The organism is Cognatundibacterium curvum (assembly GCF_014284235.1).
Lineage (GTDB): Bacteria > Pseudomonadota > Gammaproteobacteria > Burkholderiales > Burkholderiaceae_D > Undibacterium > Undibacterium curvum.
In genome coordinates, this window is sequence record NZ_JACOGD010000003.1 from 51507 (window position 1) to 72595 (window position 21089).

Below are 21089 nucleotides of genomic sequence, written 5' to 3' on the forward strand. Positions count from 1 at the left end.
TCCCCATGTTTGTATTACATCATCCTCAGCCTGTGCGGCCACGCAAAGAAGTCGCGACTTTACAGGTGCAACAACAGCAGAAAACCAGTGTGCCGCAGATACTGGTGGCGCGCCAGCCAGCTATTGGTAATACGGATGCTACTGCGCCTGCACTAGTGAAACCAGCAACGGATGCCAAATAAAAAACAGCGGCGCACCGGTGAGGTGGGCCGCTGTCCGCGCTTGCTTAGCGCAAGCTGTGGTCTGGCAAATTAGTTTGCTGCATTAGTTTGCTGACTTAGTTGGCCACCTTAGCCGGTATCCGCTCCAGCACCGCCAGCAACAATGTCCAGTATTGACCGACGGTTTCGATGTTGACCATCTCATCCGGGCCGTGTGGATAACGGATAGTCGGGCCTATCGATACCATGTCCAGATCCGGATAATGTTTTTTGAACAGGCCACACTCCAGACCCGCATGGATCACCATGATCACGGGTTCCTTGTGATAAATGCTCTCATAAGTTTGACGTACGATCGCCATCACCGGTGAGCTGGTGTCTGGTTTCCAGCCCGGATAGCAACCGGAAAAAGCGATCTGCGCGCCAGCCAGGTCGCTCAGACTTTGCAGGCTGCTTTCTATGTTTTCACGGCCACTGTCGATCAGTGAGCGTATCAGGCACAGGACGGTGACTTTGTCGCTGCTGGTACTGATCACACCGACGTTCAGCGAACTCTCAGTCACACCGGCGATCTCGTCGCTCATGCGGATCACGCCGTTAGGGCAGCTGTTGATCAGGTTGATCAGTGTGCGCTGGCTGTCCGCCTGCAGAGTTTGCGCTGGTGCTGTGCTGGTTTCTAATTGCAGTTTCAATGCAGGTTCTGCACTCGCCAGTTCCGCTTGCAGTATGGCCTGATATTGCGACACGCGTTGTTGCAGCAAGCCGGCCTGTGCGGTTGGAACGGTAAAGCTGCATTGCGCTTCACGCGGGATCGCATTACGCAGCGAGCCTCCTTTGATCTCTGACAGCGCCAGACCCAGCTCTGCCGCATGGCCTGCCAAAAAACGTGCGATCAGTTTGTTTGCATTGCCACGGCCCAGATGGATATTCACACCCGAGTGACCACCTTTTAAGCCAGACAAACTCAATGTATACGCCTGCTGATCTGCGGCTGCAGTCTGCCAGCTGACCGGTAATGAAATCTCTGCGTCCACGCCACCGGCGCAGCCCATGTAAATTTCGCCTTCCTGTTCGGAGTCGGTATTGATCAGGATTTCTGCCTCCAGCATGCCAGGCTGCAGGCCGAAAGCGCCTGTCATGCCGGCTTCTTCATCGACCGTCAGCAGCACTTCCAGCGGGCCATGGCGGATATCATCCGCGCCCAGTATCGCCAGTGCAGATGCCATACCGATGCCATTGTCGGCACCCAGCGTGGTTCCGGTCGCCTTGACCCAGTCACCATCTATGCGTGGCTGAATAGGATCGGTCACGAAGTCATGCACCTTATCGGCATTTTTTTGCGGCACCATATCAATATGCGCCTGTATCACCACCATTTTGCGGTCTTCCATGCCAGCCGTGGCTGGTTTGCGGATAATCAGATTACCTACCTGATCCACTACCACCGGCAGGCCGCGTTGTTTCGCCCAGTCCTGGATCAGCTGGCTCAGCGCAGCTTCGTGCTTGGATGGGTGTGGGACTGCACAGATTTGTTCAAACCAGTGCCACAAAGGGCGAGGGAAAAGCTGATTCAGTTCGGTAGTGGTGGTCACGATAAATATCCTGTAAAAACATAGCGCTTGCGTATGCGGCTGGCAGCCATCTACAGCAAGGCGGGCCGCGCGGCGGAAGCGGAAAGAAGACCCGCAGTTTACCATAGCGGGCATACGGCTAAGTGTCCGTAGCTGTACTGACCGTGAGGGCGGTGCGGCTTAGTAACAAAGGCAATAAAAAAGGATGACACCCGGTCATCCTTTTTGTCACAGCTTCATTGCGCAGACTGAATTACGACAGGCTCCAGACGTATTCCAGTTTCGTCCAGACTTGCTGTGCTTTACCGTCTTTGCTGCCTGGTTTGAATTTGCAGGAAGAGAAAATCTTGGCAGTTGCCTTGTCCAGGGTTTTGGAGCCGCTGGATTTTTCGATTTTAGAATCCATCACGTTTCCATCCGCACCGACCAGCACTGCCAGCGTGACAGAACCACTTTCCTCATTGATCAATGCCGCTTTTGGATAAACCACTTTTTCGCAAGTGTTTTTATCCATTACAGGGGAAATTTCGTTGGCAGAGACGCTGGACACAACAGCCAGCAACGCAGTAGCTAATAGAATTTTTTTCATGGGAAAATGCTCAATACAGACAAAGGTAAAAATGAATCAACAATCCGTGCCGGCGCGCAAATTTGTGCAGCGCAATAAACATGCGGGATTTTACGTATTTACTTTCTGAGTGGCAATTCATTTTGAAAAAAATTTGCCTGTTTATTCAACAGTAAAGCCGGTTCTGCACGAAAATAGTGCGACTTGACTGCAACTGGTATTGATTGCATTACGACTGGCATTTGAAGTGGCATTGCACCGGTGCACAATGCCCGTGCTTCAGGCGCGCCTAGTCGTCCAGCCCGACCGCATAGTGATCTGCCTGACGCTGTCCAGGTACCCGGTGGCTGTACACCTCTTTGGTGATAGGCAGCATCGTGGCATCCCATTGTTGCCATTGCTGTTTCAGGCGCTGAAATTGCGCTGCCTGTAGTACCGCCAGATTGGCGCGTTCACGCGGGTCCTGGCGCAGATCGAATAAAAATTCGTTATTGCCGATTTTCAGATACTTCAGATAATTATCGATCACCGCGCGCTGCTGAAACGATTTATAACGCCAATACAGCGTGCGTGGAATTGCTTTTTCCTGTTGCGTCAGTACCGGCAACAGATTCACCCCGTCACTGGGAAAATCCGGGTCGGGCGCGACGCCTGCGGCTGCCAGCAAAGTCGGCAGCCAGTCCATGCCTATGCAAATCTGATCGGACACAGCAGGCTTGAGTGCGGCGGGCCAGCGTACGATGGCCGGTACCCGTATGCCGCCTTCCAGCAACTCAGTCTTTTGTCCCGACAAAGGCCAGGTATGAGAAAAACGTTCACCGCCATTGTCACTGGTAAAAATCACGATGGTATTGTCCGCCTGACCGGTTTCTTTTAAGGCCTGCAAGACTTTGCCTATGCCACTATCCATTGCGGCCACCATTTTTCCATAGGTTTCCAGACTGCCGCCATCAGCATGGATCAGTTTTTTCAGCGTGCCAGCCACGGCTTCATCCATAGGGCCTTCCCAGGGCCAGTGCGGTGCTGTGTAATGCAGGCTGAGCAGGAAAGGTGCGGCCTCTCTGGCATGCGCCCGCACATATTGCTCCGCGCGCTGGCTCAGGATGTCGGTGTAATAACCATGCTCATGCACCAGCTGCTCGCCTTCCCACAAATCCACCGGCTCGTTCGCACCTACCCCGGCCTTATGCGTGAAATAGTCGATTCCACCCTGCATATTCCCGAAAAAATACTGATAGCCACTTTTCAGCGGACCAAACTCAGGTGCTGCGCCCAGATGCCATTTGCCCGGCAGCGCAGTACGGTAACCGGATTTCCCTAACAGAGAAGGCAGCGTAGGATGGGCAGGCGATAAACCATGCCTGGATTTCGCATCCGGTATCGGCTCTTCCAGCCCGACGCGCAAACGGTATTGGTAACGTCCGGTGATAATGGCAGTGCGCGAGGCGGAACAGACCGGCGAATTTGCATACGCATGCGTCAGCCGCACGCCATCACTCGCCAGTTGATCCAGCACTGGCGTGGCAAAGTCCCGCATGCCATAACAACCCAGATCGGCCCAGCCCAGATCATCCGCCATGATGAACAGAATATTCGGCCGCGCCTGCTGCGGCTTGGCCTGAACCAGCCCGGATAACATACTGGCAGCCAGGGCTGAGCTTCCTAAAAACTGACGACGTGAAATGGGTGGCATAGTGCGTGCAGACGCAAAATGGAAAACTGGATTTTAATGGCAAGCAGCGCTTAGCTTCCACCGGCAGGCTAGATTCTTTTTTTATAAATTCATATCAGCCATCATCTGTAGTGGCTGCAATGGTGCGCTTGTCGCTGGGGTTGGAGTAAAGATAGCAGTGCAATCTGAGCTGATTGCGCATGTGGCAGGCGAAGCTTCAACATCACTGCGACGCTGTTTAAGCAAGACGCCGCTAAAAAAATCAATCCTGCGCTGGCGGGAATTCAGCGTCGTTAAATGCAGGCGATAAGAGCCCAAAAACAAAAGTAGAGTAGGGAAGGTTTTAAATAATCCGCCTGAACAGCGCCGCGGAACGAAGACCTGCTAAGTCAGCGCAAGCCGTGTGCCACAGCTTACTTGCCCGGCTTTTGTACACCCGATGCCGGCGGTAAAAAACCCAGGCGCTGCGCTTTTTCCACCGCTTCGCAAACTGCTTGCTTGACCAGCTTATTCATCATTGCGCTATCACGCAATTTTGCAGCGATCAAATCAGGCGGCTGCTTTATATCGACTGGAGGTGTTGCCATGATAAGCCCTTGTGAATAATAAGATCAGTGGCGACGCCCTCTGCCACTAATTGTGGATCAGATAAAGCGGAATTGTCATAGACCCGCCACTCATCTGCTATACGAAGATACAGGAACTCTTTCTTGCTAATTAAGAAATTTTAATGCATTATTGAAATTGGTAATTGGTTAATAAAAGTACTTGTGTGAAGACTTTAAGCGTTTAGTATTAGCAAAATTGGAAGAATTAAAAATTATGAATGACAAGCAGAATCCGGGTATATTGCCAGGTCTCGAACTTCGCGATTTCGGACCGCAAGAAATCCAAATCATTAATAATCTTAGCGCGTTCTGGTTTGTTTCTGGAGCCTCCATTTTGCGCACGGGGAAAAGGAATAGATTTCCATATGCATTCCTAAAGCCAACCGATCTCTTCATTCAGCGATTTAATTTTCATGCTCAGTTGCTCTGTATCTTTCATAATTATCCCGAGGTAGACGGTCGGTTATTAGAAGCTATAGATAAAATAATTGCTACGAACGGACATCGTGTAGACAGACTGTGCATTGTTCTTGTCACGAATGGAGAGGTCGTTTCTTCCACGTTATCCCGCTTTGAGGCTGATGGTGACCCTCGGATTATGGTGGCCTTCCGATATCACGAGTTAACTGGAGGGGTGAGCGCCAAGGAAGCGCTTATGATTCGACGGCTCGAAGAAACGCTTTATACAAAAGACCTCTTCTCAATTTCCTCTGTTCTTAAAACAGAGCGCTATTTCTATGGTCGAAAAACTGAGTTGCAACGGCTGATAGGTCAATATAACAATGGGGAGAATGGTTCGCTTTTTGGGTTGCGCCGCATAGGAAAATCGTCGTTGCTTTGGGCAGTGCTTCGAACGCTGAAACAAATGACCGTGCCTGTTGCATTTTTAGATTGCTCGGACCCCGGATTTCACAAAACCAAGTGGAATAAAGCCCTGTTCCGCGTCAAGGACACACTTTTCCGTGCCAATGGCATGGAGGATCTTGGTAAACAAGAGACTGCTTACACAGAAGAGGATGCCACAACCTGTTTCGCATCAGACCTAGCATTAGTGCGATTCAAATTTAATCGCCCGTCCTACCTGATTTTTGATGAGGTTGAGAACCTTTGTTTCGATGTTTCATCTTCAGAGCATTGGCGTAGCGGTGAGAACTTCCTTCCATTCTGGCAAGCGATTCGTTCGACATACCAACAGTCCACAAATATGTTTTCATTTCTAATGTGTGGAACGAATCCCTATCCCCTAGAGACAGCTTATCTCCCTGGTGGTGTTGATAACCCTATTTATAAGTACATCGAACCCTATTACTTAGGCTTTTTTAACGTCGATGACGTAGAGCGCATGATCTCTCATTTGGGATTCTACATGGGAGTGACATTTGATCGTGAGGTATATACATATCTAACAGATGACTTTGGCGGCCATCCGTTTTTAATTAAACAAGCCTGCAGCTTTCTTCGACTTAATCGTGTTACCGAAAATGTTCCACGGAAGATTCATATTCGAAAAGAAGAATACCGTGCCGCAAGAGATCAAATCAAAGCGCATACACGAAACTACATTGCATTAATTTTACAAGTGCTAACCGAACGATTCCCTCGCGAGTTTTCCTTGCTTAAACACCTTGCTGTTGATGATAAAAAGCTGTTTAATGCATATGCGGAAGATGATCCCCGCTCCATTGAACATCTGGTCGGTTACGGTCTAATAGAGAAGGTTACACAAGATTTTTGCTTTCGCATCAAGCTCGTTGAGGCTGCCGTGCAATATGATGCGCGGGATCTAGCGTGCCCCGAATCGTTGGAAGAACGCTGGGCATTGTTGAGCAAAGAGCGCAATCAGTTCGAGTTCGGATTCCGTGAGTTGGTTCGTAGCGTAGTTAAGATGGGCTACGGAGCTAAAGCAGGCAAAGATTTTATTATCGGTTGTTTGAATAAACAGGTACAGATAGAAAAAGCAAGATGCCTGGATTTCGATGATATTTTCCGTGGGGAGATGTACTTCCTAGACTTGAAGCGAGCAGTCTTAAAAGACTGGGACAGATATCGGTTCATATTTAACGACGACAAAACTAAGTTCTCGGAATATGTAGATGCTGCGAATAAGTTTAGGTCTGATGCACATGCTGAGACGATTACGAAAGAAGAGTTCCGTTCAGTTATGCCCAAACTTGTTTGGTTGACCAAGGCGTTAAAGGATAATTCGTAGTTTTATAGCGATCAATTGGCGCGAATTTCCACTTTCGGGATAGAAGTGGCCTAACACGAAGTGTTAGGCCACGTTTGAATTACATTAGTTGCTATACCTAAAAGAAAATAAAATATTGACGTAATTTTATTTCTCTATAAAAATTCCATTATTAATTTTTTAATATTTTCTACAGGCTTAGGCCTAATTAATTCTTTTTGAATATGCAATGCCTGCTGAAAGAATTAGTTAAGGTGTGTAGTTTAGATTTTACTTCCCAAATGAATCCTTCAAAGTCGTAATCCGGTTAAACACCGGTTTGCCGACTGTGCTGTCAACGCGGTCGGTCACGAAATAGCCGTGGCGTTCGAATTGCAGGCGGGTGTCGGGGGCGATGTTGTGTAAGCCGGGTTCGACGTAGGCGCGTATGGTTTCCAGGGATGCAGGATTCAATAAGGTCATGAAGTCTTTGCCGCCTGCGTCCGGGTTGGCGTCGGTGAACAGGCGGTCATACAGACGGACTTCCACTTCCATTGCATCGGCTGCGTTGACCCAGTGGATATTGCCTTTGACTTTGTAATTGGCGCTGCCTTCGGTGCCGGATTTACTGTCGGCGAAGTAGTTGCAATGTACTGCGATCACGTTGCCGTTTTCATCTTTGTCGCAGCCTGTGCATTCGACTACATAGCCATAACGCAGACGAACTTTATTGCCCGGGAACAGACGGAAATAGCCTTTGACTGGCTCTTCCATGAAGTCTTCCTGTTCTATCCACAGTTCTTTACCGATGGTGAATTCGCGGTTGCCGCGTTCCGGATGATGTGGATGTACCGGTGCGCTGCAGGCGATGTTCTGAGCTTCAGGGAAGTTATCGATGATCAGTTTCAGCGGACGCAGTACGGCAGTGGCGCGCGCTGCTTTCGGGTCGAGATCTTCGCGCAGGCAGCCTTCCAGCGTGCTGTAATCGATCCAGCCGTCGGAGCGGGTCACGCCTATGCGTTCGCAGAAGGCCTGGATAGATTCCGGGGTATAACCACGGCGGCGGATACCGACCACAGTCGGCATGCGCGGATCATCCCAGCCGCTGACGATGCCGTCTTCAACCAGCTTGCGCAATTTACGCTTACTGGTCACGACATAGGTCAGGTTCAGACGGGCGAATTCATATTGACGCGGTACCGGACGCTGGACAAAACCGCCTTCTGCGGCGCGTTCGATAATCCAGTCGTAGAAAGGACGGTGATCCTGGAATTCCAGGGTACAGATAGAGTGCGAGATGTTTTCTATCGCGTCTTCCAGCGGATGCGCGTAATCGTACATCGGGTAGATGCACCAGGCGTCGCCGGTGCGGTGATGATGCGCATGGCGGATACGGTAAATGGCCGGATCGCGCATATTCATGTTTGGCGAAGCCATGTCGATTTTAGCGCGCAGGATGTGTTCGCCATCTTTGAATTCACCGGCTTTCATGCGACGGAACAGATCCAGCGATTCAGCGGCGCTGCGCTCACGGAAAGGCGAGTTCACACCCGGCTTGGAAAAGTCGCCGCGATTGGCTGCCATGTCTTCCGCCGACTGGCTGTCTACATAGGCGTGGCCAGTGCTGATCAGGTGTTCAGCGATGGCATAGAATTTGTCGAAATAATCGCTCGCGAAATACAAGTGATTGCCACCGCCTTTGGCTGCGGATTCCTGCCAGTCAAAGCCCAGCCATTTCACGCTGTCCATGATGGAGTCTACGTATTCCTGGTCTTCTTTTTCCGGATTGGTGTCATCAAAACGCAGATGGCAGCGGCCATCATAGTCGCGTGCCAGACCAAAGTTCAGGCAGATCGACTTAGCGTGGCCGATATGCAGGTAGCCGTTCGGCTCAGGCGGGAAGCGCGTGATCACACTGGGCATGCCATCGCGTTGATAAGTGCCTGCGGCCTGGTCGTTATCGATGATGGCGCGTAAAAAGTTAGATACCGGTGCGGCTTCGGCTGCCGCTGCCGCTGCTTTATTTTTGTTGTCGTTGCTCATAGTCTGGCCATTCAGGACGATACGTGATTATTTATGTATTAAATATCAAAAATTTAATTTAATACGGTGATTTTTTTAAGGGATGGCAGCAAACTGTTTTGCCGCCCCCGTATATACATAGAGGCACACCCAGACCGCGCTTTGCTCATTTAGCCTGCGCAGCGAGGCGTATGCACCCATAGTGGGATGTCAAGTATTTTACCGTAGCGCAGCACAGAAAGCGCGTTTGTTTGCGCTTCTGGCGGGGAAAAGCGCAGTAAAGCCGCGTCTGGCAGGCTAGTCACAGCACTGAGTGCGCATCATTTTATTGAAAAGTTAAGTTTCAGCTTATTTCAGCTTATCTGTGCAGCCCTGACAATAAGCCGGTCGCAGCCTGTTACTGTGCAGGCCAGGAAAGCTGGCTGAAATCTGCGCCGGACTACTGTAACTGCAGCTTGGCGCGGTAGAATAGCGGGATGACTACAGAATTGATAATTTCTCCCGACCAGGCAGTGACGCCTGAGGCCAGCGGCCCGCGCGATCCCCAATTTGTGCACTTACGTGTCCACTCAGAATATTCTATCGTGGATGGTTTGGTGCGCATCGACGATGTGATCAAGGCGGCGGCTAAGGATAAGCAGCCTGCGCTGGCAGTGACTGACCTGGCCAATTTATTTGGTATGGTGAAGTTTTATAAAGCCGCGCGTGGCAAGGGCATGAAGCCTATCGCCGGTTGCGATGTCTGGATCAGTAATGATAATGACCGCGATAAGCCTACCCGCATGCTGCTGTTGGTGAAAAACCGTCAGGGCTATTTGCAGTTGTGCGAATTGCTGGCGACCGCCTGGCTCACCAATCAGCATCGTGGTCGCGCTGAGCTGCGCATAGAATGGCTGAAGCAATTACAGGACAGCGGTGCAGGTGGCAATCTGATCGCCTTGTCCGGCGCGCATTTTGGTGATGTCGGTACTGCGATTGACAATGGCAATATCGCGCTGGCCGAGCAATTGGCACTTCAATGGGAAAGCATCTTCCCGCGCCACTTTTATATCGAGATACAACGTGCCGGTCAGCCGAATATGGACAACCATGTGCGCGCTGCGGTCGCACTGGCGGGCCGTTTGCGCTTGCCGGTGGTGGCCACTCATCCGGTCCAGTTCCTGAGCAAAGACGATTTCACTGCGCATGAGGCGCGGGTCTGTATCGCGGAAGGCGATATGCTCGCCAATGGCCGCCGCGTGCGCCGCTTCAATGATCAGCAATGTTTTAAAACCCAGCAAGAGATGCAGACCTTGTTTGCTGATTTGCCGGTAGCATTGAAAAATTCGGTAGAAATCGCCAAACGCTGCAATCTGACGCTGGAACTGGGTAAGCCTAAGTTGCCGGATTTCCCGACGCCGGATGGCATGAGCCTGAATGATTTCCTGGTGTTTGAAGCGCAGCGCGGGCTGGAATTCCGTTTGCAGCATTTATTCACCAACGAAGAGAAGCGTGAAAAAGAGCGGCCACGCTATGAAGCGCGCCTCAAGTTCGAAACCGATACCATCATCAAGATGGGTTTCCCCGGTTACTTCCTGATCGTGGCAGACTTTATTCAATGGGCCAAAAACAATGGGGTACCGGTGGGACCGGGCCGTGGTTCCGGTGCGGGTTCGCTGGTCGCGTATTCGCTATTGATTACTGACCTCGATCCGCTGCAATACAACCTGCTGTTCGAACGTTTCCTGAATCCTGAACGCGTTTCCATGCCCGACTTCGATATCGATTTCTGTCAGGAAGGCCGCGACCGCGTGATTCAGTATGTGAAAGATCGCTACGGTAAAGATGCGGTGTCGCAGATTGCGACCTTCGGTACCATGGCGGCCAAAGGCGCGATCCGTGACGTGGGGCGTGTGCTGGACTTCGGCTACATGTTCTGTGATGGCGTGTCTAAGCTGATTCCTTTCAAACCGGGTAAACAAGTCACCATCGCTGAGGCGATTGTCGAAGAGCCTTTGCTGGCTGAGCGTCAGGAAAACGAGGAAGAGGTGAAAACCCTGCTCGATCTGGCGCAGCAGGTGGAAGGCATCACCCGTAACATCGGTATGCATGCGGGTGGTGTGTTGATTGCGCCCGGCAAGCTGACCGATTTTTGTCCGCTGTACACCCAGGGTGGTGATTCTGGTGTGGTCTCGCAATATGATAAAGACGACGTGGAAGCGGTCGGTCTGGTCAAGTTCGACTTTTTGGGTCTGACTACGCTGACTATTCTTGACCGTGCGGTGCGTTACATCAAAATGCTGGACCCGGCGCTGCAAGACTTTGATCTGGCCAAGCTGCCGCTGGATGACCGCGCCTCGTATGACTTACTGACCAAGGCCAAAACCGTGGCCGTGTTCCAGCTGGAAAGCCGCGGCATGCAGGGCATGCTGAAAGATGCGCGGCCAGATCGCTTTGAAGACATTATCGCGCTGGTGGCTTTGTATCGTCCGGGTCCTATGGATCTGATTCCCGACTTCTGCAAACGTAAGCACGGCGAGAAATTTGATTATCCCGATCCGCGTACTGAAGGCATTTTGTCTGAAACCTACGGCATCATGGTGTATCAGGAGCAGGTCATGCAGATGGCGCAGGTGGTCGGTGGCTACTCACTGGGTGGCGCTGACTTACTGCGTCGTGCTATGGGTAAGAAAAAAGCCGAGGAAATGGCGGAGCACCGTAAGATTTTCCGTGAAGGTGCGGCCAAGGGTGGTTTGTCTGAGCAAAAAGCCGACGAGATTTTCGATTTGATGGAAAAATTCGCGGGTTACGGCTTCAACAAATCCCATGCTGCCGCGTATGCGCTGCTGTCTTACCACACCGCTTATCTGAAAGCCCATCATCCGGCCGCGTTCATGGCAGCCAATATGTCGCTCGCTATGGATGATACCGATAAGGTGAAAATCCTGGTTGAAGATGCGATGGATATCTGCAAGCTCAAAATGCTGCCGCCGGATATCAATCAGTCTGACTACCGCTTTATGCCAGTTGGCGAGCCAGGTAAAAAAGCGAACCAGATCCGTTATGGTCTGGGCGCGGTCAAAGGTTCAGGCCAGAATGCAATTGAAAACATTGTTGCTGCACGTGAGGCCGACGGACCATTCAAGGATTTATTCGATTTCTGCAAACGCGTCGATAAGCGCCAGGTTAACCGCCGTACCATAGAATCGCTGATACGTGCCGGTGCTATGGATAGTCTGGGCAAAGACCGTGCGGTGTTGCTGGCTACTGTGACACTCGCGATAGAAGCGGCAGAACAGGCCGATGCGGCCGCCAATCAGGTCAGCCTGTTCGGTGACGATGATGATCTGATCCCGCCACCGGAATACATCAGTGTGCCGCATTGGACCGACAAAAAACGCCTGACCGAAGAGAAGCTGGCGCTGGGCTTTTATTTGTCGGGGCATTTGTTTGATTCCTATGCGCCGGAAGTGCGCCAGTTCATCAAGACCACACTCGCCAAAGTTGAACCTTCGCGCGATTTGCGTATGATTTGCGGCATCATCACCGGCGTACGTACCCAGATGACCCAGCGCGGCAAGCTGATGGTGGTGACGCTGGATGACAGCACCGCGGTGGTGGAAGTCACGGTCTACAGCGAGCTGATGGAAGAGTTTAAATCGCTGCTGAAAGAAGATGAGTTTTTAGCGGTATTGGGCAAGGTATCGGAAGATCGCTTTTCAGGCGGTATGCGCATCTCGGCAGAAAAGCTGATGGACATAGGCCGTGCACGCGTGCAGTTCTCGCAAGGCTTGCGGTTGAATCTGGATGCCAGCACCGACACTAAAAAATTACAGGAAATGCTTAAGCCACATCTGAATCCTGACGGTTGCCCGGTGGTGGTGAATTACCAGAATGCGCAAGCCAGCGCAGAGTTGTATCTGTCCGACCAGTGGCGCGTGAATCCGGATGACACGCTGCGTGCCAATCTGGCGGAATGGCTATCGGCGAAGAACGTGAATATTGATTATGCATGATCCTCTGAGTACCACTGCCAGCGCCGATGGGCCGCAAGCGCTGGATTCTCGGAATATGCCATTGACAGCGCGCAGCCATTGGCCTGAGCAAGTCGCGGTCTGGCTGCCGCTGACGCTGTTTTTTCCTGTGGCCTGGATGTACACCGGCGTGGTGTTGTTTTATGTCAGTCTGCTGGTGTCAGGTAACTGGCAACAAAAATGGCAGCGGCTGCGTCAGCATCCCATGCTGTTACCCATTCTGGGTTTGTCGGCGGTGACCGCGGTGGTGGCTGTGCTGCACGGGAAGCCGGACGGGGTACAGCAGGAATTCTGGCCCGCGTTTGGGCATTACCAGACCTACCTGTTCCTGTTGCCCTTTCTGACTTTGCAGGCCGGTGCCTGGCAGAGCAGGGCGTTGAACGTGTTTTTCGGCGGTGCCACGCTGGCAGCTTTTTTGTTTGTACTCTCCGGTCTGCAACTGCTGCCCGCTGTGCCTTTGTTCCGCAGCTATGTGCTCTACCTCGGCAATAAATCTATTCTGCTCGGTATGTTGCTTGCTATCGCGAGTGGCTGGCTGTTATGCGGGCTGGTGGCCAGACAGAAAAACAGTGCTGCGCAATGGCTGCAGTTTTTGTTTATCACGGCAGTGATGCTTTTATTGTCCAAAACCCGTACCGCGCTGGTGATCTGGGTGCTGATGCTGTTATTGATGATGCTGAGTCGCCTGCGCTGGAATTGGCGCAGCCTGCTGATTGCGGCCTTACCATTGCTGGCAGCTATTGGTCTGTGGCAATATGCGCTGAGTCAGCCACGTCCGCCCAGCTGTGTAGTGAATACGGTGCAGGCTGCACCTTGGGAAAAAGTGCGTTTGCGCAGCGTCTGTACTCTGCAGCAGATACGGGATTTTTCTGAGGGCAGACGTAGTGGCGATGATGATGGCATGCGTACTGAGCTGTATCGTGTCACCTCAGGTTTGATTGCGGAAGCACCATGGAGCGGTCACGGCATAGGCAGCTGGATGCCCTTGTATCGTGAACGTGCGCAAGGCTTGTCCAGTGCCACTATGACGACGCCACATAGCGATTACCTGTTGTATCTGACTGAAACCGGTGTGCTGGGCATGCTGGCCTTGTTGCTGATTTATGCGCAGCAGGCGCGCCTGGCCTGGCAGTTTAGCCGCAGTGCAGCGTCAGATCAGCGTAGGCTGGCGGTGCCGCTGGCGATGCTGACGCTTAGTATGGTTTGTGGTGCAGCGTTTAATGCGATCCTGCGCGATGGCGTGTTTGCGATGGCTTTTCTGGTGTTGTTGGCGGTGTTGTTGGCCGGTGCGAAGCGACCGGCCTGAGGCTGAACACCAGCCTGGAAACGCAGCAGCAAACGGGAACGCAGCAGCAAACGGGAACGCAGATAAAAACAGAATTCAGGTGACGGGGCAGCGCCCCGTCTTTTATTTTTTCAGGAAGGCTGCAGCGCGCGCTATCCTGTGACGCATTGGTGAAGCAGATTTTTGCGCTTCACTTGCTGTCCGGATCGCGTTGAATAGCAGCCTTCTCAGGGTTTACACATTATGGCAACACTCAATAAATCGATTACTACCCGCCTGTGGCAAGCATTGTGGCAGTACAAGGCTTACTTGTTTCTGACTGTGCTGACCATGATAGGAACGGCACTGACTGAAGTTGCGTTGCCACGTGGGCTAGGCTATTTGCTGGATAACGGCTTTCATACGCGCGCAGGAGTCCCGGCAAAGGAATTCCATATCTGGTATGTACCGGTCGGTTTAATCGGGATTTTTCTGTTCCGTGGCATCTGTACTTTCATCACCAGTTATCTGATGAGCCGCATCGCGATTAATTTGCTCAATGATTTACGTGCCCAGGTATTTCGCAAGCTGATGCAGGTACCGGTCGGCTTCTATCACAAAGAATCCAGCGGCCGCATCATCAACACCATCATGTTCGAAGCGCAGCAAATCGTGGAAATGATTAAGGTCTCGATCACCACCTTGTTCCGTGACTCCTTGACGGTGCTGGCGCTGATGTCGTATCTGATCTGGCTGAACTGGAAGCTGACCCTGGTCACGCTGATTCTGATTCCTGGCATTTCTTTGCTGGTGCGCTCTGTCAGTAAACGCTTACGCCGTCTGAACCAGCAGCAGCTGGATTTGAATGGTGAACTGACGCAGGTGATAGAGGAAAGTACCCGCGCCCATCAGGTGATACGTATCTTCGGCGGACAACAGTATGAGCAGCAGCGCTTTGAAGACAAGAACGGCACACTTGGCAACTACGCGCTGAAAACCACAGTGGCGGTGGCCTTTACCACGCCACTCACGCAGTTACTGGCATCGGTCGCGATTTCTATTGTGATCGTACTGGCGCTGATACAAAGCCGGGCGGATGTGACGACGGTAGGCGATTTTGTGGAATTCATTACCGCGATGCTGATGTTGCTGACGCCTTTAAAAAAACTGGCTGACCTGAATGGCCCTATGCAGCGCGGTATGGCGGCGGCAGAATCGGTATTTGGCATGGTCGATACCGCAGGTGAAGACATGGCTGGACAGCGTCTGCCTCAGCGTGCCCAGGGCGCGCTGCGTTTCGAGCAAGTTGGCTTCAGCTATGCAGGACAAGAGCAGGAAGCCTTGAAGCATATCGATCTGGATGTACAGGCGGGAGAAACGATCGCGCTGGTCGGTATGTCGGGTGGTGGTAAAACTTCGCTGGTGAATCTGGTGCCGCGTTTTTATGCGCCGACTCAGGGCCGCATACTGCTCGATGGAATCGCCTTATCGGATATCGCGCTTGATAGCCTGCGCAGCCAGATCGCCATGGTCAGTCAGAATGTGGTGCTGTTTGATGACAGTATCGCCGCCAATATCGCCTATGGTGATGCGGCTCCGGATCAAGCCAGAATCGATAATGCGGTCAGGGCTGCGCATCTGACCGAAGTGGTGGCGGAATTACCGGAAGGTTTACAGACCCGCATCGGTGATAACGGCATGCGTTTATCCGGTGGCCAGCGTCAGCGTCTGGCGATTGCGCGCGCGATTTACAAAGATGCGCCTATCCTGATTTTGGATGAGGCCACCTCTGCGCTGGACAGCGAATCCGAACGCGCCGTACAGGCCGCGCTGGATGAGCTGATGCAGGGCCGTACTACCTTAGTGATTGCTCACCGCCTGTCGACCATAGAACGCGCGAGTCGTATCGCTGTGATGGTAGAGGGGCAGATCGTTGAAGTAGGCACTCACGCTGAGTTACTGAAAAAAGAAGCTGTGTATGCCAACCTGCATCGCTTACAATTTGCAGCCTGACAAGATCAATCAATGGGAGATCAGGATGCACCTGGCCAGTATGCAGAGCGCTGCCAGGCGCATACTGTATGTAGCAGCATGAAACAGAAACTCAGTCTTGCCCCGCGTCTGCTGGTGATCGCTCCGAACTGGATAGGTGATGCCGTGATGGCGCAGCCCTTATTGCAGCTACTCAGACAGCAGCAGCCCGATGCCATCATCGATGTGCTGGCACCAGCCTGGGTTGCGCCGGTATTGCGCGCGATGGCAGAAGTGAATGAGATCATACAAACGCCGTTTCAGCATGGGGCTTTGCAACTGAAAGAGCGTTGGCGTTTTGCGCAGCAATTGCGCGCGCGTGGCTATAGCGCAGCCTATGTATTACCGAATACGATTAAATTTGCGCTGATCCCCTGGATGGCGGGTATCCCGCTGCGCGTCGGCTATCGTGGCGAAAGCCGTTATGGCCTGATCAACCGCATGCATTTTGACGATAAACTGCAGCCGCGTCCCATGGTGCCGTTTTATGCGGCTCTGGCTTTTCCACCCGTACCGGAATTGCCTGCGCAACTGCCTAAACCTAAGCTGACGCTGGATGCAGAGCGTATCACCGCAGTATTGGCTGAACTCAAACTGGACGCCAGTCAGTCCATCATCGTGATGGCACCCGGAGCAGAATTTGGCCCGGCCAAGCGCTGGCCGGAACAACACTTTGCGACGCTGGCGCAGCAGATACAGCAGAGCGACAAGGAAGCTCAAGTCGTATTACTAGGGTCTGGCAAAGATGTCGAAGTCTGCAATCGCATCGCAGCGCTGGCACCGCAGGTGAAACAACTGGCGGGTACAACCAGTCTGTACCAAGCGGTCGCGCTGATCGCAGCGGCAACGGCCGTGGTCAGTAATGATTCCGGCTTGCTGCATATCGCTTCTGCATTTAACCGGCCGGTACTGGCGATTTATGGCCCGACCGATCCCGATCATGCGCCGCCATTTTCCAGCGTCGCGCATTCTTTCTCTCTGCGCCTGGATTGCGCACCTTGCCGCCAGCGCGTGTGTCCGCTCGGTCATCAGGATTGTATGCAAAAGCTGTTACCGGCTCAGGTATGGCAGCCTTTAGAGCAGATACTGCAGTCAGGGAGTGCACATGACTGAAGCCGTGCAGGAAAAATGCCAGCTATTGCGTCTGATGGAGCAGGCCGCTGGCTGTGCCTTACCGGCTGGCGCACAGTTGCAACAGGCGGTCAGCCTTAGAAAAATCCAGAAAGGCCAGCAAGTATTTTCTGCGGGCGAATGGCAGCCCTATGTGTATGTGGTCCGTAAAGGAATTTTTAAACTGACCTATCTGTCCGAAAACGGGCAGGAGTGGATTAAGTCCTTTATTGGTGAAGCAGGTTTTTTTGCCTGTCCGAATGTGCTCATCAGTGGCTTGAAAACAGATTTTTTTGTGACCGCGATCGAAGACAGTCAGATCGAGCAGGTCGATTATGCGCTGCTGAAATCGCTGGCAGAGACTTATCCCGAATGGCAAAAAGCAATCCGTGGCTTGCTGGAATCGCATATAGTCAGAAAAGAACAACGCGAGCGCGAATTACTGACCATGACGCCGGATGCGCGCTATCTGTCATTTTTGCAGCACTATCCCGAGGTGGCTGCACGCGTGCAATTGCGTGATCTTGCCCATTATCTGGGGGTGACGCCAGAAGCGCTGAGCCGGATACGTAAGCGCTTGCATGGCTGAGTGGTTTTAGCACCGGATTTTTTCTGGTATTGTTGTACAATAGATGACAGAATCATTATAAACCTTTAAATTTTTATCCTCCCTGAACCCTGCTTCACCTTTTTCCGCGGCTGTGCTTGCCCTGGGTGTTTGCTATGAGCTTGAAATTTCGTGTGCTGCTGTGTCTTCTGTGCATAGCCAGTCAATTGTCTCCGATGCTGACCGGGGAAGCGCATGCTTTGGAAAAAGTGGTTTTGCAATTGAAATGGACGCATGCATTTCAATTCGCTGGCTATTATGCCGCGCAACAGCAGGGTTACTATCAACAGGCTGGTCTTGAAGTCGATGTGCGGGAAGTGAGTCCGCAGGCAAGCGGCTTGAATGTAATAGATGAAGTCGTCAGTGGACGTGCCCAGTTTGGGGTCGGTACCAGCAGCCTGCTATTGGAAAGAAAGGCGGGCAAACCGGTCGTTGCGCTGGCTGTGATTTTCCAGCATTCGCCGCAAATTCTGATTGCGCGAAAAAAATCTGATTTGCAAACCGTCCATGACTTGAGTGGTAAGCGTTTAATGCTGGAGCCGCAGTCTGACGAACTGATCGCCTACCTGCGCAGTATCGGTATCCCGGATGCGACCATGAAAACAGTCGATCACAGTTTTTCCACTCAGGATTTTATTGATGGCAAAGTGGATGTCATGTCTGCCTATGTCACCAATGAACCCTTCTATCTGAATCAGTCGCATGTCGATTATCAGATCTACACGCCACGCTCTATGGGTATCGATTTTTATGGCGACAATCTGTTCACCTCGGAACAGGAAATCAAACAGCATCCTGAGCGTGTGCAAGCTTTTCGGGACGCCAGTCTGCGCGGCTGGGAATATGCGATGGCGCATCCTGCAGAAATTATTGCACTGATCTTGCACAGCTATCCGGAACGATTTGCGAGTCCGCAAGCCCAGGCGGCTTTGCAGTTTGAGGCACAACAGATGCAGGCTTTGTTAAGGACGGATTTAGTCGCGATCGGCTATATGCATCCGGGGCGCTGGCGTCATATTGCGGATACCTATGCCAGTATGGGCATGCTGCCTGAGGGCTACACCAGTGATGATTTTCTGTACCAGGCACCGCAAGAACACAATAATCGCCTGCTATATGTGTGGATAGGGCTGACTTTATTAATTGCGTCCGGTGTAGCCGCGATCGCCTTGTACATCTATAGCGTGAATCGCCGTCTGGCCCTGAGTATGCAGGAGTTAAAAGAACAGTCGCTACGCTTAAAGTTACTGTCGATGGCAGTCGAAAACAGCCCGGCATCGGTGCTGATTACCGGCCCGGATACCCGTATTGAATATGTGAATCCACAGTTTTCTAAGGAAACCGGCTATAGCGCGGAAGAAGTCTTTGGGAAAACACCTAAGCTGCTGCAATCCGGTTTCACCAGCCCGCAGACCTATGCGTCGATGTGGGCGAATCTGAATCAGGGTAAGCTGTGGTCAGGCGAACTAATTAACCGTCGCAAGTCTGGCCAAATTTACTGGGAAGAGGCATTGATCGCGCCGGTACTTAATCAGCATGGTGAAACCACCCATTTTGTAGCGGTAAAACGCGACATCACTGAACGTAAGCGGGCTGATGAAAAACTCGCCCATATGGCACATCATGACAGCCTGACCAATTTGCCGAACCGGGTGTTATTTTTCGAGCGGGTGCAGTACGGTCTGAGTTTGGCGCGTCGTCAGCAAAGCCAGCTGGCATTGATGTTCATCGATCTGGATAGATTTAAACCGATCAATGATAATTACGGCCATGCGGTGGGCGATGCGATTTTGCAGGAGGCTGCGCGCCGCATGTCTGAATTGTTGCGCGAATCCGATACCATAGGTCGCATAGGCGGTGATGAATTTGTCGGCCTGATGATGGACATAGGGTCGGTCACGGTGGCTGAGCAATTGGCGACAAAAATCTGTCATGCGCTCAGTATTCCGTTTGAGCTTTCCGGTGTACAGCATGAGATCACTGCCAGTATCGGTGTCGCCCTGTTCCCGCATCATGGTGAAGATGAGCGCACTTTATCGCGGGCTGCTGATATCGCGATGTACCATGCTAAAGCGGGTGGGCGCAATGCGGTCCGCATTTTTGAGGCTCAAATGCAGGATAATTATCTGCTGGCTGAGACAGAAACCCGTGCCATGCCAGCTTCTTCCGGGCTGTAATTCACCAGGTAAAATATCCAGAAACAGTGGCATCAGGGCTGGCGATCGCATCGCCATCGCATGATGGTTGAATTTTTGTAAGTTAATTTATTTTTGAAAGCGTTTTATGGCTGGTGCCAGTTTATTGACTTTGTTTGATGATATTGCGACCGTATTAGACGACGTCGCTGCCATGACAAAAATCGCGGCAAAGAAAACTTCTGGCGTACTCGGTGATGACCTGGCGCTGAATGCAGAGCAAGTCTCAGGTGTGCGCGCTGCGCGTGAATTGCCGGTGGTGTGGGCAGTGGCAGTGGGCTCGATACGGAATAAGCTGATCCTGTTGCCACTGGCCTTGTTGTTCAACGCACTCGCACCCTGGGCGGTAATGCCTTTACTCATGATAGGCGGCGCTTATCTGTGCTATGAAGGCTTTGAAAAAATTGCGCATTCATTTTTGCATACCGATGCAGAAGAGCAGCAGGAGCAGGATGAATTACTGGCGGCCGTGGCCAGAGAAGATCTGGATATTCTGGCGCTGGAAAAAGAAAAAATCAAAGGCGCGATCCGCACCGATTTTGTGCTCAGTGCTGAGATCATGATTATCACGCTGGGTACGGTTGCAACTGCGCCCTTCATGTCGCAACTGACAGTGCTGTCGCTGATCGCAGTCGTGATGACAGTCGGCGTCTATGGCCTGGTAGCAGCGATTGTGAAGCTCGACGATATGGGTTTGTATCTGCAGCGTCACGCCGCTCCTGGTGGACTGGGCAGCCTACAAAAGCTGGTCGGTAGCGGTTTGCTGGCCTTCGCTCCTTTGCTGATGAAATCGCTGACGGTGATCGGTACGGTCGCGATGTTTATGGTCGGCGGCGGTATCCTGACCCATGGCCTGCCATTTGCCCATCACTGGAGCGAAGAGCTGAGCCATATCGCGCAAGGCTTACCGGGCGGTCAGCTGTTGGCGGCGATCACTCCTATGAGTTTTGATACTGTGCTGGGTGTGGTTGCCGGTGCGCTGGTATTAGCCGGGGTAAGTATTGTGAGTAAAATCCGTAGCCGCCGTGCCTGAAGATTGAGTTTCGCGTATATAAACGCAAATCAAACGCAAATCAAACGCAAATCAAACGCAAATAAAA

General features: G+C 52.0%; 14 protein-coding genes. 9 read left to right on the forward strand and 5 right to left on the reverse strand.

Going from position 1 to position 21089, the window contains the following annotated elements; all coding sequences use genetic code 11:
* Positions 1-5: 5 nt before the first annotated feature.
* Complete coding sequence (locus H8K43_RS06415) at positions 6-182, forward strand: hypothetical protein (protein WP_186903081.1); 177 nt, start codon at positions 6-8, stop codon at positions 180-182.
* Positions 183-277: 95 nt separating this feature from the next.
* Here H8K43_RS06415 and H8K43_RS06420 read toward each other — a convergent pair whose 3' ends face one another.
* The 4 genes from H8K43_RS06420 to H8K43_RS06435 form a co-directional block, all read right to left on the reverse strand.
* Complete coding sequence (locus tag H8K43_RS06420) at positions 278-1753, reverse strand: aminoacyl-histidine dipeptidase (protein ID WP_222610975.1); 1476 nt, start codon at positions 1751-1753, stop codon at positions 278-280.
* A 232-nt stretch (positions 1754-1985) separates the two neighbouring features.
* On the reverse strand, positions 1986-2321 hold the full coding sequence (locus H8K43_RS06425; RefSeq protein ID WP_186903082.1) for an energy transducer TonB: 336 nt from the start codon (positions 2319-2321) through the stop codon (positions 1986-1988).
* Positions 2322-2589: 268 nt separating this feature from the next.
* A complete protein-coding gene (locus tag H8K43_RS06430; RefSeq protein WP_230403753.1) occupies positions 2590-3939 on the reverse strand; it encodes a sulfatase family protein in 1350 nt (449 codons plus the stop codon).
* Positions 3940-4385: 446 nt separating this feature from the next.
* Positions 4386-4559, reverse strand: a complete 174-nt coding sequence (locus H8K43_RS06435) for a hypothetical protein (RefSeq protein WP_186903084.1) — start codon at positions 4557-4559, stop codon at positions 4386-4388.
* A 181-nt stretch (positions 4560-4740) separates the two neighbouring features.
* Here H8K43_RS06435 and H8K43_RS06440 point away from each other — a divergent pair, with 181 nt between their 5' ends.
* A complete protein-coding gene (locus tag H8K43_RS06440) occupies positions 4741-6789 on the forward strand; it encodes an ATP-binding protein (protein WP_222610976.1) in 2049 nt (682 codons plus the stop codon).
* 249 nt (positions 6790-7038) lie between these two features.
* Here H8K43_RS06440 and H8K43_RS06445 read toward each other — a convergent pair whose 3' ends face one another.
* The gene (locus tag H8K43_RS06445; protein WP_186903086.1) at positions 7039-8790 is read right to left on the reverse strand and encodes a glutamine--tRNA ligase/YqeY domain fusion protein; all 1752 of its coding nucleotides are present in this window, start codon (positions 8788-8790) and stop codon (positions 7039-7041) included.
* A gap of 455 nt (positions 8791-9245) precedes the next feature.
* Here H8K43_RS06445 and dnaE point away from each other — a divergent pair, with 455 nt between their 5' ends.
* From dnaE to H8K43_RS06480, 7 genes are all read left to right on the forward strand, one after another.
* Positions 9246-12764 carry a DNA polymerase III subunit alpha gene (dnaE, locus tag H8K43_RS06450; RefSeq protein ID WP_186903087.1) on the forward strand — a complete coding sequence of 1173 codons (3519 nt, stop codon included), beginning with the start codon at positions 9246-9248 and terminating at the stop codon, positions 12762-12764.
* Positions 12757-14088: an O-antigen ligase family protein gene (locus H8K43_RS06455; protein ID WP_186903088.1), complete on the forward strand. Its 1332-nt coding sequence runs from the start codon at positions 12757-12759 to the stop codon at positions 14086-14088. Before dnaE ends, H8K43_RS06455 begins: the two co-directional genes overlap by 8 nt.
* Positions 14089-14310: 222 nt before the next feature.
* On the forward strand, positions 14311-16059 hold the full coding sequence (msbA, locus tag H8K43_RS06460; RefSeq protein WP_186903089.1) for a lipid A export permease/ATP-binding protein MsbA: 1749 nt from the start codon (positions 14311-14313) through the stop codon (positions 16057-16059).
* 78 nt (positions 16060-16137) lie between these two features.
* Positions 16138-17190 carry a lipopolysaccharide heptosyltransferase II gene (gene waaF / locus H8K43_RS06465; protein WP_186903090.1) on the forward strand — a complete coding sequence of 351 codons (1053 nt, stop codon included), beginning with the start codon at positions 16138-16140 and terminating at the stop codon, positions 17188-17190.
* Complete coding sequence (locus H8K43_RS06470) at positions 17183-17776, forward strand: Crp/Fnr family transcriptional regulator (RefSeq protein WP_186903091.1); 594 nt, start codon at positions 17183-17185, stop codon at positions 17774-17776. Before waaF ends, H8K43_RS06470 begins: the two co-directional genes overlap by 8 nt.
* Positions 17777-17910: 134 nt before the next feature.
* The gene (locus H8K43_RS06475; protein ID WP_186903092.1) at positions 17911-19971 is read left to right on the forward strand and encodes a diguanylate cyclase domain-containing protein; all 2061 of its coding nucleotides are present in this window, start codon (positions 17911-17913) and stop codon (positions 19969-19971) included.
* Between the two features lie 106 nt (positions 19972-20077).
* Positions 20078-21022 (forward strand): DUF808 domain-containing protein, encoded by a 945-nt coding sequence (locus H8K43_RS06480; RefSeq protein WP_186903093.1) that lies wholly within the window; start codon positions 20078-20080, stop codon positions 21020-21022.
* Positions 21023-21089: the final 67 nt, after the last annotated feature.